Here is an 11,882-nt window from a genome sequence, read left to right as displayed (position 1 = left end):
AACAAGCCGGCGCGGCCCTGGCTCGGGATGTACACCCACGAGATCGAGAACAGGGTCGTGGTGGTCGGCATCGCCGGCAGAGGGCCCGCGGCGCGCGCCGAACTCAAGGCCGGCGACGTCATCCTGGCCGTCTCCGGCGAGAAGATTTCGAGTCAGATCGGATTCTACCGGAAACTCTGGTCGCTCGGCGCCGCCGGCGTCGACGTGCCGCTCACGGTCTACCATGAAGGCGTCACCTTCGACGTGGTGCTGACCTCGACCGATCGCGCCAAGCTGTTGAAAGCGCCGCGGCTGCACTGAACGCGAGGACGCGCGCGATGAGCGAGACGGTGGTCGATGACATCGTGGCCGTGCTTCCGCCGTTGCTGCAGTCGCTCGAGGCGCTCTCTTTCATAGCGCGCCACCTCAACCCGCCGGATTTCGGCCGCGTGATGGAAGCCGCTGATACCCCGGACCAGGCGTTGCAGGCGGTCCTTGCGCGGCTTGCGGAATGGCCGGAGCAATTCGCGCATCTGCGCGTACCGCTGGAGACCGCGAGCGCTGCGGCGCTGGCGGCGTTCGGGGGATTGCGCGCGGTACAGCAAGGCAATGGCGACCTGATTGCAGTGTTTCGCGCGCTGCGCCACGTCCCGCGTGCGCAGGAGGCGCTGTATCCGCTTGCCGCGAAACTGCCGCCGGTCTCCGGGTTCTTCCTCGATCCCGCGTTCCGCGAGGACGCCGGCCTGCTGGCGCGGCTGGCGCAGCCGGCCAACGATAACACCGGCATCCTTCACGACCACAACGAGCCCGGCAGCCGCGGCGGCTATTCGCTCTATGTGCCGGAATATTACACGCCCGAGCGCGCCTGGCCGCTGGTGATGGCGCTGCATGGCGGCAGCGGCAATGGCCGGGGCTTTTTGTGGAGCTGGCTGCGCGACGCGCGCAGCCATGGCGCGATCCTGGTCGCACCGACCGCGACCGGCACCACCTGGGCCCTGATGGGGGAAGACACCGATTCTCCCAACCTCGCCCACATCCTCACATCCGTGCAGGCGCGCTGGAACGTCGACCCCGCAAGACTGTTGCTGACCGGGATGAGCGACGGCGGCACCTTCTGCTACGTCAGCGGACTCGAGAGCGCCTCACCCTTCACCCACCTCGCGCCGGTGTCCGCCACCTTCCACCCGCTGATGGCCGAGATGGCCGATGCCGACCGGTTGCGCGGCCTGCCGGTCCATCTCGTGCACGGCAGGCTCGACTGGATGTTCCCGGTGCAGGTGGCGCGGCAGACCCGCGATCTGCTCTCGGTGGCTGGCGCCGACGTCACCTACCGCGAACTCGACGATCTCAGCCATACCTATCCACGCGAGATCAATGCGGAGATATTGAAGTGGCTGGGCGGGGAATTCTGACGATCAGACTATCGCGGTTGAGACAGCGGAGACGTACCGTCCATCGACCTGCTTCAACGTCCGGCCAGAGTGCCCGACTTCAGGTGCATCTCTGGCAACTGGCCAATTCGATCCCGCGCGTCACACAGGACGTCCCGATCGGCAGTACTTAGCGTATTCAGGTCTCCATCGTCGAAATAGCCGATAGCGCGCAGAACTTGCGCTGGTTCACCATCGAACATCTGCTTGAAAGCGCTCAAGCCGGCCGGCAGAGACACGCCTGCTGAAATCATCTCGGCGATGTCCCGATAATCCTTGGCTTCGGCTCGATCCAGCGCCGCCTTCAGCTTGGTCGCCATCAGATCGTCGAGAGATGCGACCAGCAATGTGCCATCGCAGGTCTGCAGCGGATCATTGACACGGCCGAAATCGATATTGCCGAAGAACGAAATCTTCACCGTCCCGGATTGCATTTTGGCGAGGACCACCAGCGTGTCTGGTGTGTCCTGCAAGACAATAGCCCCGCGAACAAATTGAAACTTCGCGCGTATCTCATCCTTGTCGAGCGGGCTTGATCGAAAAAAGTCAAAATCCACCGACTCGCGATGACCGAGGTGAAGTGCAATCGCGGTCCCGCCGTAGAGAACGAAATTGAGGTCGGCAGCGGGTGCCAGACTGGTCCAGATTTCCTTCTGCGCAGCCGGGAGAGCGTCGAGCTTCGGCTCAAGGCATTGCGGCATGAAATGCTCTCCGCGGTGTCCCGTTCGGGATCGCCGCACCGGTGGCCAAGGACAACCGGCCGCGCCAGAATTCCCACGAGCGGTCATTGATCCAGCCCGGTTCGGCATGCAGCATGATTTCTACCAAACGCGGCCGGCCGACCGTCTGCTCCAGCAGAAGGATATCGTCGTATGTCCCAAGATTCATCGTTTGAGCGATAATCCGATCTTCGGAATGGGGCTGATCTCCGACCGGCTCCCACCACAAGTATTTGCGGCCGAATTCCGCTATCGTTTCCTTTGAAGTATCGTTTGTTATCATGGAGCCATAATACCCGATTTGGTGTCCGTTTTCCACAACTGCCCATATCTCTTCGTACGCGATCCTCACCCACACTCCCGTTTCGGATGAGGGCAGGAGGGAACCATCCCACCCTGGCAACGTTGTCCGTTGTCATTGGAGGATTAGCCATGCGCGTGTTTCTGGGAATGATTTTGGGGGCGCTGCTGCTGACCGCCGGAATCTACGTGTACGATTCGTCGTCGACCTCGACGGTTGCGAACGGCCAGGCGGCTTCGGCCAATCGAACCATCGTCAACTGGGACGTCGCGGCGACCGAATGGAACGGGCTGAAGAATCGTGCACAGGACGGCTGGGTCAAGCTGTCGTCGAAGTAATCGAAGCCAATCTCTCACAGAATGCCAAACGCTCTCGTCTCTGACGAGGGCGTTTTTGCTGCCGCTACTTCTGCGCCGCCGCCTTGCGTGCATCGGCGATGGCCTGATCGAACTGCGCCATGGTCAGGACGCCCGGCACCCGGAATTTGCCGACGATGAAGGACGGCGTGCCCTTGAACCCGAAGGCCACCGCCTGATCGCCGTTGCGCTTGATGATGGCGTCGATCGCCTTGGCATTGGCGGCGAGGTCACGATCGGCGCGATCGAGGTCGATGCCAGCGCCGGCGAGCAGCTCGCGGATGCGCGGCGCGGTCAATTTCGAGGCGACGCCAATCAGCGCGTCATGCGCCTGGATGTATTTGTCCTGGTATTTGCTGGCCAGCGCCATCCTGGCAGCGATCACCGAGGCTTCGCCGAGAATCGGCCAGTCCTTGTGCACCAGGCGAACCTTGCCGTCGTCCTGCACCACTTGCCGGAGCTCGGGGGCGACCTTGCGGCAATACGGGCAATTATAGTCGAAATATTCGACAATCGTGACATCGCCATCGGGATTTCCGACCACCGGAATCTCAGGATCGCGCAGCACCAGGGCTTCCGTCAGCACCTTTTCGTCGCCTTGCGCCAGCGCCGATCCCGGCGCCACGCCGAGCATGATCGCGCCGGCTCCGAGCACGCCAAGCGCCTGACGCCGGGTCGGCGCGGGCCAGGGCCGGGCCCGATCGATCGATGTGTTCATATGAAGTCTCCCGGCCGCATCGCGCTGCATTCTTAATCTACGCTCAAGATAGGGATAAGTTACGCGCCAGCATATAGAGCGCCACCGCAATAATGACAGCGGCAAACACGATGTTGAGCGCGCCGCGCCGTTCCGACAGCAGTCGCGCCGAGCGGGTGCCGATCAATCCGCCGGCAATGCCGCCCGCCACGAACAATCCGGCGAGTCCCCACGAGATCAGGCCGGACCAGGCGTAACTGGCAGCGGTCGTCAGGCCGAACGCCGTCACCGCGACCAGCGACGAGGAGACCGCGTTCATGATCGGCATTCCCGTCGCCAGCATCAGCGCCGGCACGATCAGGAACCCGCCGCCGATGCCGAAGAAGCCGGACAGCGTTCCGGTCGCGAGCCCAAGACCGAGAATGGCGGGCGTATTGGCCAGCGTCATCTGCACATCGGGCAGACCGATCCGCGACCGCGTCTTCAGCATCAGGACGGCAATCACCAGCATCAGCAGCGCGAACAGCGCCAGCAATTTTTGTCCGTCCACCATCTTGCCGAGGATCGAGCCCGCAAACGCGCCTGCGATGCCCGCCGCCGCGAACGGCAGCGCACACGACCATACCACCGTGCCGCCCCGCGCATGATTCGACAGGTTGACCGCGGCATTGGCGGCCACCGCGATGGCGCTGGTGCCGATCGCCACATGGGCGTCGGGCACGCCGACCACGTAGACCATCAAGGGCACCGCGAGGATCGATCCGCCGCCGCCGACCAGCCCCAGCGAAAACCCGACCAGCGCGCCCGACGCCAGTCCCAGCACGCCCTGCATCTCGGAGATCATTAGGCTGGCAACCTCGGGAATCCTGAAAGGAGTTTCTCCAAATCCCTACGCCGGCAGCATAATAACTGCAATGGCGATCAGCTGGCCTCCCGCCGCTGCAGCGCCATCAGCGTCCCCGTCATGGTCGCGATCAGGCTTTCGACGCCATCACGGTCGGCGAACGCCCGGGCCTCACAGACCGTCAGTGTGCGGCCGGGTTTTATCACCGTGGCGCGGAACACAAACCGTTCGCCCTGTGCCGGCGCCAGCAAATTGGTCTTGAATTCCACGGTGAGGATGTCGGACCCCGCCGACATCAGCGTGAACGCGGCGATGCCGCAGGCGGTATCGAGTCCCGCCGTGATGATGCCGGCATGAACGAAGCCGTTCTGCTGGGTCCAGTCGGGCGAATATGGCATCGACAGCTCGACTTCGCCCGGCTCGATGCTGGCGATGGAAATGCCGAGATTGCGCATCGCCTGCTGCCGCTCGAAGGTCGCGGTCGCGATCTCGCGATAGTCCGGATTTTTCGGCTCGAAGCGCAGCATGGTCAGGCGCCGAGCGGCTCGGGAAGGGCGAGCTGCTTGGCGGCGGTCCTGCGGATCATCTCCTCGAACGGCATGGATTTGTGCGCCTGGCGGTCCAGGTGAACGGCGGTGATCTCGCAGGTTGCGGCAACCTCACCGGTTTCGGCGTTGCGCATCTCATGCAGGAAGCGGATGGATTTCTCGCGGATCTCCAGCAGCGTGCTGGTGACCTCGACGATGTCGCCGGCGAACAATTCCTTGATGTAGCTGATGTTCTGCTGCACCCCCGCCATGCCGCGGCCGGACTGGCGCAGATAACTCGGCGTCAACCCGATCCGCGCGAACAGATTCCAGTTGGCCTCGTCGAACTTGCCGACATACCACATGATGTTCATGTGGCCGACATGGTCGCACTGCCACGGATAGACCGTGCCGCGATAGGTCGCCCCGGTTTCCATCGCATCCTCCCGCTTTCGATTCTTGATACGGTAGCGTATCAGCACCTCCCCGGGGTAGCAATACGGTACCGTATCAAGAATCGGTGAGGCAACGGATGAGCGGCGACAAGGGCGACACCTGGATCGAGGCTGGCCTCGCCGAACTGGCGCGATCCGGGGTCGAGGGGGTGCGGGTCGAGGTTCTCGCGAAAAACCTCGGCGTGACAAAAGGCGGATTCTACCGGCGTTTCAGGGATCGCGCCGCGCTGCTCAACGGCATGCTGCAGAGCTGGAGCGCCGGGCGCATTGCCGCGATCGAGCAGCAGACCAGCCTCGACGGCGCCACCGCACGCGACCGGCTACGGGCGCTGATCCGGCTCTATTCCGAGCGCATGAACACCGAGGGCATGGCGGTCGAACTCGCGATCCGGCAATGGGCCCGGTCCGACGAGGCCGCAGCCAGCGCGGTCGCCAGCGTCGACGCCAACAGGCTGAGCAATGTCGGCCACCTCTACCGCGCCACCGGGCTCGCGCCCGAGGCCGCCGACGCGCGGGCCTTCCTGTTCTACTGCTTCATCTTCGGCCAGAGCCTGTTGTTTCTCGAACGCGGCCCGCGCAAGCGGGCGCAGCTGATCGCCCAATCGGCCGAAAAGCTGCTGGACGATTCCGCCTGAACGCGACCGACCGAAGCACCGGCCGGCCGCGTTGTTCTCGACAGGGCTCAGGCCTTCAGCTTCTTGTTGCATTCGCTCCAGTAGCCGCCGCCCTTCTGGATCCATTGCAGGCCGCCGGTGGTGTTGGCAGCCTTGTTGGCCTTCCATTGGTCGGCGCAGGTGTGCATCCGCGCCTTGCCGGCGGTTTCCTTGGAATATTTCGGGTCCACGGCGGAGGGAAACACGGCCGGGCCGGCGGGCGTTGCCGGCGCCGCGGCGGTTTCGCCGCCCTTCTTCGACTTCGGTTTCGCCGCCGCTTCCTTCGGCGCAGCCGGTGCGGCGGCAGGCGTTGCAGCCGGCGCGGCCGTGGCGTCCGCACCGCATTGGGCCTTGCGGAAATCGTTCCACTTCTGGTCGCCGAGGGTACCGGCGGTCTTGGCAGCCTGGTATTTCGCGCTGCATTCCTGCGGAGTCAGCGCCTGCGCCGGCGATGTCACCGCGAACGCCGCGAAGGCCGACACGGCAACCGCGCACAATAACTTTGCTCGAAAGGTCATCCTTGGTTCTCCCCTTAAGGACATGACGATGTGAGGCCCTCATCCTAGCGCAACCGAAGCGTGTGACAATGTGCGGGTTGAGGGTTCGGTCAGGGTTTTGCGAGTACGATGCGTGCAGAAATCTTGCAGACGAAATTGCGCAGGACAAAGCGCATTGCTGCGGTCGCACGAGCGCATTTGTCCCCGAGGTCCGGATTTGCCATAAGGCGGCGTGAGCCTTATCCCCCCATCGTTGGCAGCGGCGTTTGCCCGCCGCGGCAAAATCCTCAACGTGATTGAGACGCTCGCGATCGGCATCGCCGGCGGCGCGCTGTTTCTGTTCGCCCATCTGCCGGGCGGGCTGATCTCCGGCGCCATGATCGCGGTCGGCATCGCCGCGATCGCAGGACGGCCGCTCAGCATGCCCCCGATCCTGACCCAGGCGGTGCTGCTGCTGCTCGGAATCTCGCTGGGCTCGCTGGTGTCGCAGCAGATGCTGCACAATATGGGCGCCTATCCCCTCACCATCGCGCTCTTGGCACTCGCGACGTTCTGCTCGACCTTCGGCAGCAGTTTCTATCTGCAGCGTTATCATGGCTGGGACCAGACCTCGGCGCTGCTGGCGGGAAGCCCCGGCGCGCTGTCGCAGATCACCATGCTGGCCGCCGAGAAGGGCGCCGACGTACCGGCGATCGCGGTGGTGCAGACCATGCGCGTCATCATCCTCACCGCCGCGCTGCCGCTGCTGCTGGCGGTGACCGGGATCGCCTCGTCGTCCCCACCTTCCGTGGCGGCCGCTGTCGCCTCGCCGCTCGAACTCGCCGGCCTGATCGCGGCCTCGGTCGCGGCGGCGCTGATCCTGCGACTGTTGAAATTTCCGGCGAGCTGGATGTTCGGCGCGATGATCGGATCGAGCCTGCTGCACGGCACCGGGGTGATCGAGGGCGCCTTGCCGGACTGGCTGCGCAACGTGGCGCTGGTCGGCATCGGCGCCGTGATCGGCACCCGCTTTGCGCGGATGAAGACAAAGACCCTGCTCAGCCATGTCCATGCCGCGCTCGGATCGTTCGCGATCGCCATCATCATCTCCGCGGTCTTCGTCGCGGTGATCGCGCTCACCACCAATGTACGGGTCGGCGACATCATCGTGGCCTTCGCCCCGGGCGCGATGGACGCCATGCTGGCGCTGGCGCTGACCTTGCACATCGACCCGATCTTCGTCGGCGCGCATCATCTGTCGCGGTTTGTGTTCGTCTCGATCACGACGCCGGGGATCGTCCATTTGTTCGGACGCCCGCAGGAAGATGTCGACGATTAGAAAAGAAAGCGGGGGTACTTCACCCTCCCCTTAGAGGGAGGATAAGGCAATCGCGCGCTGCTCGGGACGATGTTTCCCTACTTCTCCGCCAGCGGATGCAGGTCGCGCACCAGGCTCTTCAGCCGCTCCTCCACCACATGGGTGTAGATCTGCGTGGTCGAGATGTCGGTATGGCCGAGCAGCGTCTGCACGATGCGCAAGTCCGCGCCATTGTGCAGCAGATGGCTTGCAAACGCATGACGCAGCACATGAGGCGAGACCAGCCGCGGCGCCAGCCCGGCTGCCGCCGCGAGTTCTTTCAGATCGCGGGCGAAATGCTGCCGGGTAAGATGCCCGCTCTCGCCGAATGAGGGGAACAGCCATTTCGAGTTGGCGGCGTTTTTCTTCTTCTCGGTCTTCAGCGCATCCGTCGCGGCGAGATAATCCGCCATCGCTTGCCGCGACGCCTCGTTCAGCGGCACCAGCCGTTCCTTGTCGCCCTTGCCGCGCACCACGATCATGCTGGCATTGCGCTGCGCCGCCGAGCGCGGCAGCGCCACCAGTTCCGATACCCGCAGGCCGGTGGCGTACAGCACCTCCAGCAGGCAATATAGTCGCAGCGCGCGAAGCCGCTGCGGCGCAGAGGTTTCCGGCGCCTGCGTGAGTTCCTTGGCGCGCGCCAGCATCCGGTCCACGTCTGATATCGAGAGCACCTTGGGCAGGCCGCGGCCGCGCTTCGGGCCGGACAGGACGGCGGCGGGATCGTCGCTGCGGATCCGCTCGTTGAGCAGGAAACGAAACAGGTGCCGCAGCGCCGAGAGCCGGCGCGCCACGGTGGTGGATTTGAAGCCGCGGGAATCGAGGTCGGCGAGATAGTGGCGCAGCGCCTCGGTTTCGACGTCGGCAAAGCCCTGGCCGCTGCCGGCCAGGAACCCCTGGAAATCCGTGAGATCGCCGCGGTAGGCGTCCAGCGTGTTGTCGCCGGCGCCCTGTTCCGCCGCGAGCATGTCGAGGAACAGGTTGATCAGCTTGGCATCTGAGGTTTTGGAGCGCATCCGCCCACCCTAGCGCCTATTTCTTGAGGAATCTGTCCGCCGGGATGGTGACGGTCATTTCCCGGGGTTTCGGATTGACGAAATTCGCCAGCGCGAAAACCACGCCATAGACGATTCCGCCGATGATGGCGACGACCGTCAGAAAGCGGAACAGGCTGGGCATCCGGGAGCCTCAGGCGGCGAATTAACCATTGAAATCATCGGGGACCCGACTACCAACATGTTCGCCCCTCCGTTGCAAGAGTCTCTGGCAACGGGATCGGCGGGGGTAGTATAGGTGGCGCGGAACGCCGCCATCCGCGGCGAAATGAGCAATTTGATGCCCGAGACCGCCACACCGTCCGGCGCCGGCACCTCCCAGGAGGCCGAAATCATTTCGGCGCTGGGAACGCGCTCGGTCGTGCTGGTCGGCATGATGGGGGCCGGCAAGTCCACCATCGGACGGCGGCTGTCGGCGCGGCTGCATTTGCCGTTCCTCGACGCCGATGTCGAGATCGAGGCCGCCGCCGGGATGTCGATCCCCGACATTTTCGAAACCCATGGCGAGCCGCATTTCCGCGATGGCGAGGCGAGGGTAATCGCGCGGCTGCTCGACGGCGGTCCCGCCGTGATCGCCACCGGCGGCGGCGCCTTCATGCGCGAGGAAACCCGCAACCGCATCCGCGACAAGGCGGTCTCGCTCTGGCTCAAGGCCGATGCCGATATCATCATGAAGCGGGTCAAGCGCCGCGCCGATCGCCCGCTGCTGCAGACCGCCGATCCGGCAGCGACCGTCGGGCGCCTGATCGAGGAACGCGAGCCGATGTATCAACGCGCCGATCTGACGATCTGGTCGCGCGACGTGCCGCACGAACGAATCGTCGACGAATGTCTCGATGCCTTGCATGCCTGGTTGTGCGGCGACGGGTCCAGGCAGACCTCCAACGCATTGAGTGCCACACCATGACCGCGCCGCTGAAGCATTCCGATTCGGTCATCGTCGACGTCGCGCTCGGCGATCGCACCTATGACATCGTCATCGGCCGCGACGTGCTGCAATCCCTTGGAAAGCGCGTTGCCGCATTATTGCCTGGCGCTCGCACCGCCATCGTGACGGATCGCACGGTCGCAAAATACTGGTTGGAACAAACCGAGGCTTCGCTGTCGGAGGCCGGCGTCGCCTCGTCGCGGATCGTCGTGGATGAGGGTGAAGGCTCCAAAACCTATGCCGGTCTCGCCCAGGTCTCGGAAGCGCTGATCGCGGCCAGGATCGAGCGCAACGACCTGGTGATCGCGCTCGGCGGCGGCGTGGTCGGCGATCTCGCCGGCTTCGCGGCGGCGATCCTGCGCCGCGGCGTCGATTTCGTGCAGGTGCCGACCTCGCTGCTGGCGCAGGTCGATTCCTCCGTAGGCGGCAAGACCGGGATCAATTCGCCGCAGGGCAAGAACCTGCTCGGTGCGTTTCACCAGCCGGTGCTGGTGATCGCCGACACCGCGGTGCTCGATACGCTGTCGCCGCGCCAGTTCCGCGCCGGCTACGCCGAGGTCGCCAAATACGGCGTGCTCGGCGACGAAGCGTTCTTCACCTGGCTGGAGGCCAATCACACCGATATTTTCAAGGGCGGTGCGGCGCGCGAACATGCCATCGCCACCTCCTGCCGCGCCAAGGCCGCGATCGTGGCGCGGGACGAACGCGAAAACGGCGAGCGCGCGCTGCTCAATCTCGGCCATACGTTCGGGCATGCGCTGGAGGCTGCGACCGGTTTCTCCGACCGGCTGTTCCATGGCGAAGGCGTTGCCGTCGGCATGGTGCTGGCGGCGGAATTTTCCGCCAGGCTCGGCATGATCCCGGAATCCTCGGCGGCGCGCGTCGTGCATCACCTTGCCGAAGTGGGTCTGCCGACCCATTTGCAGGACATCGCCGGATTTACCCAGGAGGGCCTCGCCGATGCCGACGCGCTGATGGCGCTGATGGCGCAGGACAAGAAGGTCAAGCGCGGCCGCCTCACCTTCATCCTGCTCGAGGCCGTCGGTCGCGCCGTGATTGCCAACGACGTCGAGCCTTCGCGGGTTCGCGAATTTCTGGCCGAAAGACTCGCGCGCAAACCTTGATTCTCTTCATTCTCTGCCGACCGTATCGAGCCTGACACCGGCCTCACAGGACCGCAATGACCGAGACGATCGTCAATCTGCTGCTCGCCATCTTCCTGCTCGCGGCCAACGCCTTCTACGTGGCCGCGGAGTTCGCGCTGGTGAAGAGCCGGGGCTTTCGCATCAACGCGATGGTGGAGCAGAACCGCTTCGCCGCGCGCTTGCTGCAGCAAATGCTCGGCAACATCGAGGCCTATCTGGCGTGTTGCCAGCTCGGCATCACGATGGCTTCGCTCGGCCTCGGCTGGGTGGGCGAGCCGACGGTATCGGCGCTGCTGGAGCCGGTGCTGGTTCCGCTCGGGATGTCCGACTCGGCGCGTCATTTCACCTCGTTTATGGTCGGCTTCCTGGTGTTTTCCTCGCTGCATATCGTGATCGGGGAACAAGTCCCGAAGACCCTGGCCATTCGCGAACCGGTGCCGGTGTCGCAATGGATCGCCTATCCGCTCTACGTGTCTTATCTCGTCTTCTATCCGCTGAACTGGCTGCTCAACGGCGCGTCGCGTGCGATTCTGCGCCTGCTCGGCGTGCAGGAATCCTCGCAGAATGAAATCCTCACAGATTCCGAGATCGAAGGGCTGGTGGGCGAATCCGCCGAGCACGGCAAAATGGAGATTGGCGAGGCCGAATATATCCAGAATGTTTTCCGGTTTGGCGACCTGGCTGTGTCCGATGTGATGGTCCATCGCACCAAAATGGTCAGTGTCAACGCCGACGGGCCGCCCGATACTGTCATCCAGGGAATACTCGAAGCGGAATACACCCGCATTCCGCTATGGCGCGAGAAGCCCGAGAACATCATCGGCGTGTTGCACGCCAAGGATCTGCTTCGAGCCATCCGCAAGGCTGACGGGGACATCTCCAAGGTCAATGTCGCCGCGATCGCCTTGCCGCCGTGGTTCGTGCCCGAGATGCGGCCGCTGTCCGAGCAACTCAAGGCCT

General features: G+C 64.2%; 17 protein-coding genes. 8 read left to right on the top strand and 9 right to left on the bottom strand.

Annotated elements, in window-relative coordinates:
* Together Q7T45_RS23665 and Q7T45_RS23660 are read left to right on the top strand one after the other, a co-directional pair.
* The coding region (locus Q7T45_RS23665) for a PDZ domain-containing protein (protein ID WP_304874037.1) at window positions 1-300 on the top strand (300 nt) is incomplete at its 5' end.
* Between the two features lie 17 nt (window positions 301-317).
* Complete coding sequence (locus Q7T45_RS23660; protein ID WP_304874036.1) at window positions 318-1,391, top strand: phospholipase; 1,074 nt, start codon at window positions 318-320, stop codon at window positions 1,389-1,391.
* A 53-nt stretch (window positions 1,392-1,444) separates the two neighbouring features.
* Here the strand turns inward: Q7T45_RS23660 and Q7T45_RS23655 are convergent, their stop codons facing one another.
* Both Q7T45_RS23655 and Q7T45_RS23650 read right to left on the bottom strand, forming a co-directional pair.
* Window positions 1,445-2,110, bottom strand: coding sequence for a nucleotidyl transferase AbiEii/AbiGii toxin family protein (locus Q7T45_RS23655; RefSeq protein WP_304874035.1), 666 nt, complete (start codon window positions 2,108-2,110; stop codon window positions 1,445-1,447).
* Window positions 2,094-2,480, bottom strand: coding sequence for a hypothetical protein (locus tag Q7T45_RS23650; protein WP_304874034.1), 387 nt, complete (start codon window positions 2,478-2,480; stop codon window positions 2,094-2,096). Before Q7T45_RS23650 ends, Q7T45_RS23655 begins: the two co-directional genes overlap by 17 nt.
* Window positions 2,481-2,560: 80 nt before the next feature.
* On the opposite strand from Q7T45_RS23650, the gene Q7T45_RS23645 reads away from it, so the two are divergent.
* Window positions 2,561-2,767: a hypothetical protein gene (locus Q7T45_RS23645; protein ID WP_304739957.1), complete on the top strand. Its 207-nt coding sequence runs from the start codon at window positions 2,561-2,563 to the stop codon at window positions 2,765-2,767.
* A 64-nt stretch (window positions 2,768-2,831) separates the two neighbouring features.
* Here Q7T45_RS23645 and Q7T45_RS23640 read toward each other — a convergent pair whose 3' ends face one another.
* From Q7T45_RS23640 to Q7T45_RS23625, 4 genes are all read right to left on the bottom strand, one after another.
* Complete coding sequence (locus Q7T45_RS23640; protein WP_304874032.1) at window positions 2,832-3,503, bottom strand: DsbA family protein; 672 nt, start codon at window positions 3,501-3,503, stop codon at window positions 2,832-2,834.
* A 43-nt stretch (window positions 3,504-3,546) separates the two neighbouring features.
* Window positions 3,547-4,326: a sulfite exporter TauE/SafE family protein gene (locus tag Q7T45_RS23635; RefSeq protein ID WP_304874030.1), complete on the bottom strand. Its 780-nt coding sequence runs from the start codon at window positions 4,324-4,326 to the stop codon at window positions 3,547-3,549.
* Window positions 4,327-4,403: 77 nt separating this feature from the next.
* Complete coding sequence (locus Q7T45_RS23630; protein WP_304874028.1) at window positions 4,404-4,853, bottom strand: PaaI family thioesterase; 450 nt, start codon at window positions 4,851-4,853, stop codon at window positions 4,404-4,406.
* A gap of 2 nt (window positions 4,854-4,855) precedes the next feature.
* A complete protein-coding gene (locus Q7T45_RS23625) occupies window positions 4,856-5,290 on the bottom strand; it encodes a thioesterase family protein (RefSeq protein ID WP_304874027.1) in 435 nt (144 codons plus the stop codon).
* Between the two features lie 95 nt (window positions 5,291-5,385).
* Between Q7T45_RS23625 and Q7T45_RS23620 the strand changes: the two genes are divergently transcribed.
* Window positions 5,386-5,943, top strand: a complete 558-nt coding sequence (locus tag Q7T45_RS23620) for a TetR/AcrR family transcriptional regulator (protein WP_304874026.1) — start codon at window positions 5,386-5,388, stop codon at window positions 5,941-5,943.
* A 47-nt stretch (window positions 5,944-5,990) separates the two neighbouring features.
* Here Q7T45_RS23620 and Q7T45_RS23615 read toward each other — a convergent pair whose 3' ends face one another.
* Window positions 5,991-6,479, bottom strand: a complete 489-nt coding sequence (locus Q7T45_RS23615; RefSeq protein WP_304874025.1) for a hypothetical protein — start codon at window positions 6,477-6,479, stop codon at window positions 5,991-5,993.
* 211 nt (window positions 6,480-6,690) lie between these two features.
* Between Q7T45_RS23615 and Q7T45_RS23610 the strand changes: the two genes are divergently transcribed.
* A complete protein-coding gene (locus Q7T45_RS23610; RefSeq protein WP_304874023.1) occupies window positions 6,691-7,776 on the top strand; it encodes an AbrB family transcriptional regulator in 1,086 nt (361 codons plus the stop codon).
* Between the two features lie 77 nt (window positions 7,777-7,853).
* Here the strand turns inward: Q7T45_RS23610 and xerD are convergent, their stop codons facing one another.
* Window positions 7,854-8,810 carry a site-specific tyrosine recombinase XerD gene (gene xerD / locus Q7T45_RS23605; RefSeq protein ID WP_304874022.1) on the bottom strand — a complete coding sequence of 319 codons (957 nt, stop codon included), beginning with the start codon at window positions 8,808-8,810 and terminating at the stop codon, window positions 7,854-7,856.
* A gap of 16 nt (window positions 8,811-8,826) precedes the next feature.
* Window positions 8,827-8,973, bottom strand: a complete 147-nt coding sequence (locus tag Q7T45_RS23600) for a histidine kinase (RefSeq protein WP_304874021.1) — start codon at window positions 8,971-8,973, stop codon at window positions 8,827-8,829.
* Between the two features lie 156 nt (window positions 8,974-9,129).
* On the opposite strand from Q7T45_RS23600, the gene Q7T45_RS23595 reads away from it, so the two are divergent.
* The 3 genes from Q7T45_RS23595 to Q7T45_RS23585 form a co-directional block, all read left to right on the top strand.
* Entirely contained in the window at window positions 9,130-9,756 is a 627-nt protein-coding gene (locus Q7T45_RS23595) for a shikimate kinase (RefSeq protein WP_304874020.1), read from the top strand.
* Window positions 9,753-10,901 carry a 3-dehydroquinate synthase gene (gene aroB, locus Q7T45_RS23590; protein WP_304874019.1) on the top strand — a complete coding sequence of 383 codons (1,149 nt, stop codon included), beginning with the start codon at window positions 9,753-9,755 and terminating at the stop codon, window positions 10,899-10,901. Before Q7T45_RS23595 ends, aroB begins: the two co-directional genes overlap by 4 nt.
* Before the next feature lie 56 nt (window positions 10,902-10,957).
* A partial coding sequence (locus Q7T45_RS23585; protein WP_304874017.1) for a hemolysin family protein occupies window positions 10,958-11,882 on the top strand: 925 nt, incomplete at its 3' end.

The sequence above is a fragment of the Bradyrhizobium sp. genome (assembly GCF_030646015.1).
In the GTDB taxonomy this organism is placed as follows: Bacteria; Pseudomonadota; Alphaproteobacteria; order Rhizobiales; family Xanthobacteraceae; genus Bradyrhizobium.
Note: the sequence above shows the minus strand (reverse complement) of the source record. Positions and strands in the feature narration are given on the sequence as shown.

Bases quoted from the DNA above. Each gene is read 5' to 3' on its own strand.
- Q7T45_RS23645 (WP_304739957.1), top strand. From the start codon at position 2,561: ATGCGCGTGTTTCTGGGAATGATTTTGGGGGCGCTGCTGCTGACCGCC.
- Q7T45_RS23615 (WP_304874025.1), bottom strand. From the start codon at position 6,479: ATGACCTTTCGAGCAAAGTTATTGTGCGCGGTTGCCGTGTCGGCCTTC.
- Q7T45_RS23635 (WP_304874030.1), bottom strand. From the start codon at position 4,326: ATGATCTCCGAGATGCAGGGCGTGCTGGGACTGGCGTCGGGCGCGCTG.
- Q7T45_RS23625 (WP_304874027.1), bottom strand. From the start codon at position 5,290: ATGGAAACCGGGGCGACCTATCGCGGCACGGTCTATCCGTGGCAGTGC.
- Q7T45_RS23620 (WP_304874026.1), top strand. From the start codon at position 5,386: ATGAGCGGCGACAAGGGCGACACCTGGATCGAGGCTGGCCTCGCCGAA.
- aroB (WP_304874019.1), top strand. From the start codon at position 9,753: ATGACCGCGCCGCTGAAGCATTCCGATTCGGTCATCGTCGACGTCGCG.
- Q7T45_RS23595 (WP_304874020.1), top strand. From the start codon at position 9,130: ATGCCCGAGACCGCCACACCGTCCGGCGCCGGCACCTCCCAGGAGGCC.
- Q7T45_RS23640 (WP_304874032.1), bottom strand. From the start codon at position 3,503: ATGAACACATCGATCGATCGGGCCCGGCCCTGGCCCGCGCCGACCCGG.
- Q7T45_RS23655 (WP_304874035.1), bottom strand. From the start codon at position 2,110: ATGCCGCAATGCCTTGAGCCGAAGCTCGACGCTCTCCCGGCTGCGCAG.
- Q7T45_RS23600 (WP_304874021.1), bottom strand. From the start codon at position 8,973: ATGCCCAGCCTGTTCCGCTTTCTGACGGTCGTCGCCATCATCGGCGGA.
- Q7T45_RS23660 (WP_304874036.1), top strand. From the start codon at position 318: ATGAGCGAGACGGTGGTCGATGACATCGTGGCCGTGCTTCCGCCGTTG.
- xerD (WP_304874022.1), bottom strand. From the start codon at position 8,810: ATGCGCTCCAAAACCTCAGATGCCAAGCTGATCAACCTGTTCCTCGAC.
- Q7T45_RS23630 (WP_304874028.1), bottom strand. From the start codon at position 4,853: ATGCTGCGCTTCGAGCCGAAAAATCCGGACTATCGCGAGATCGCGACC.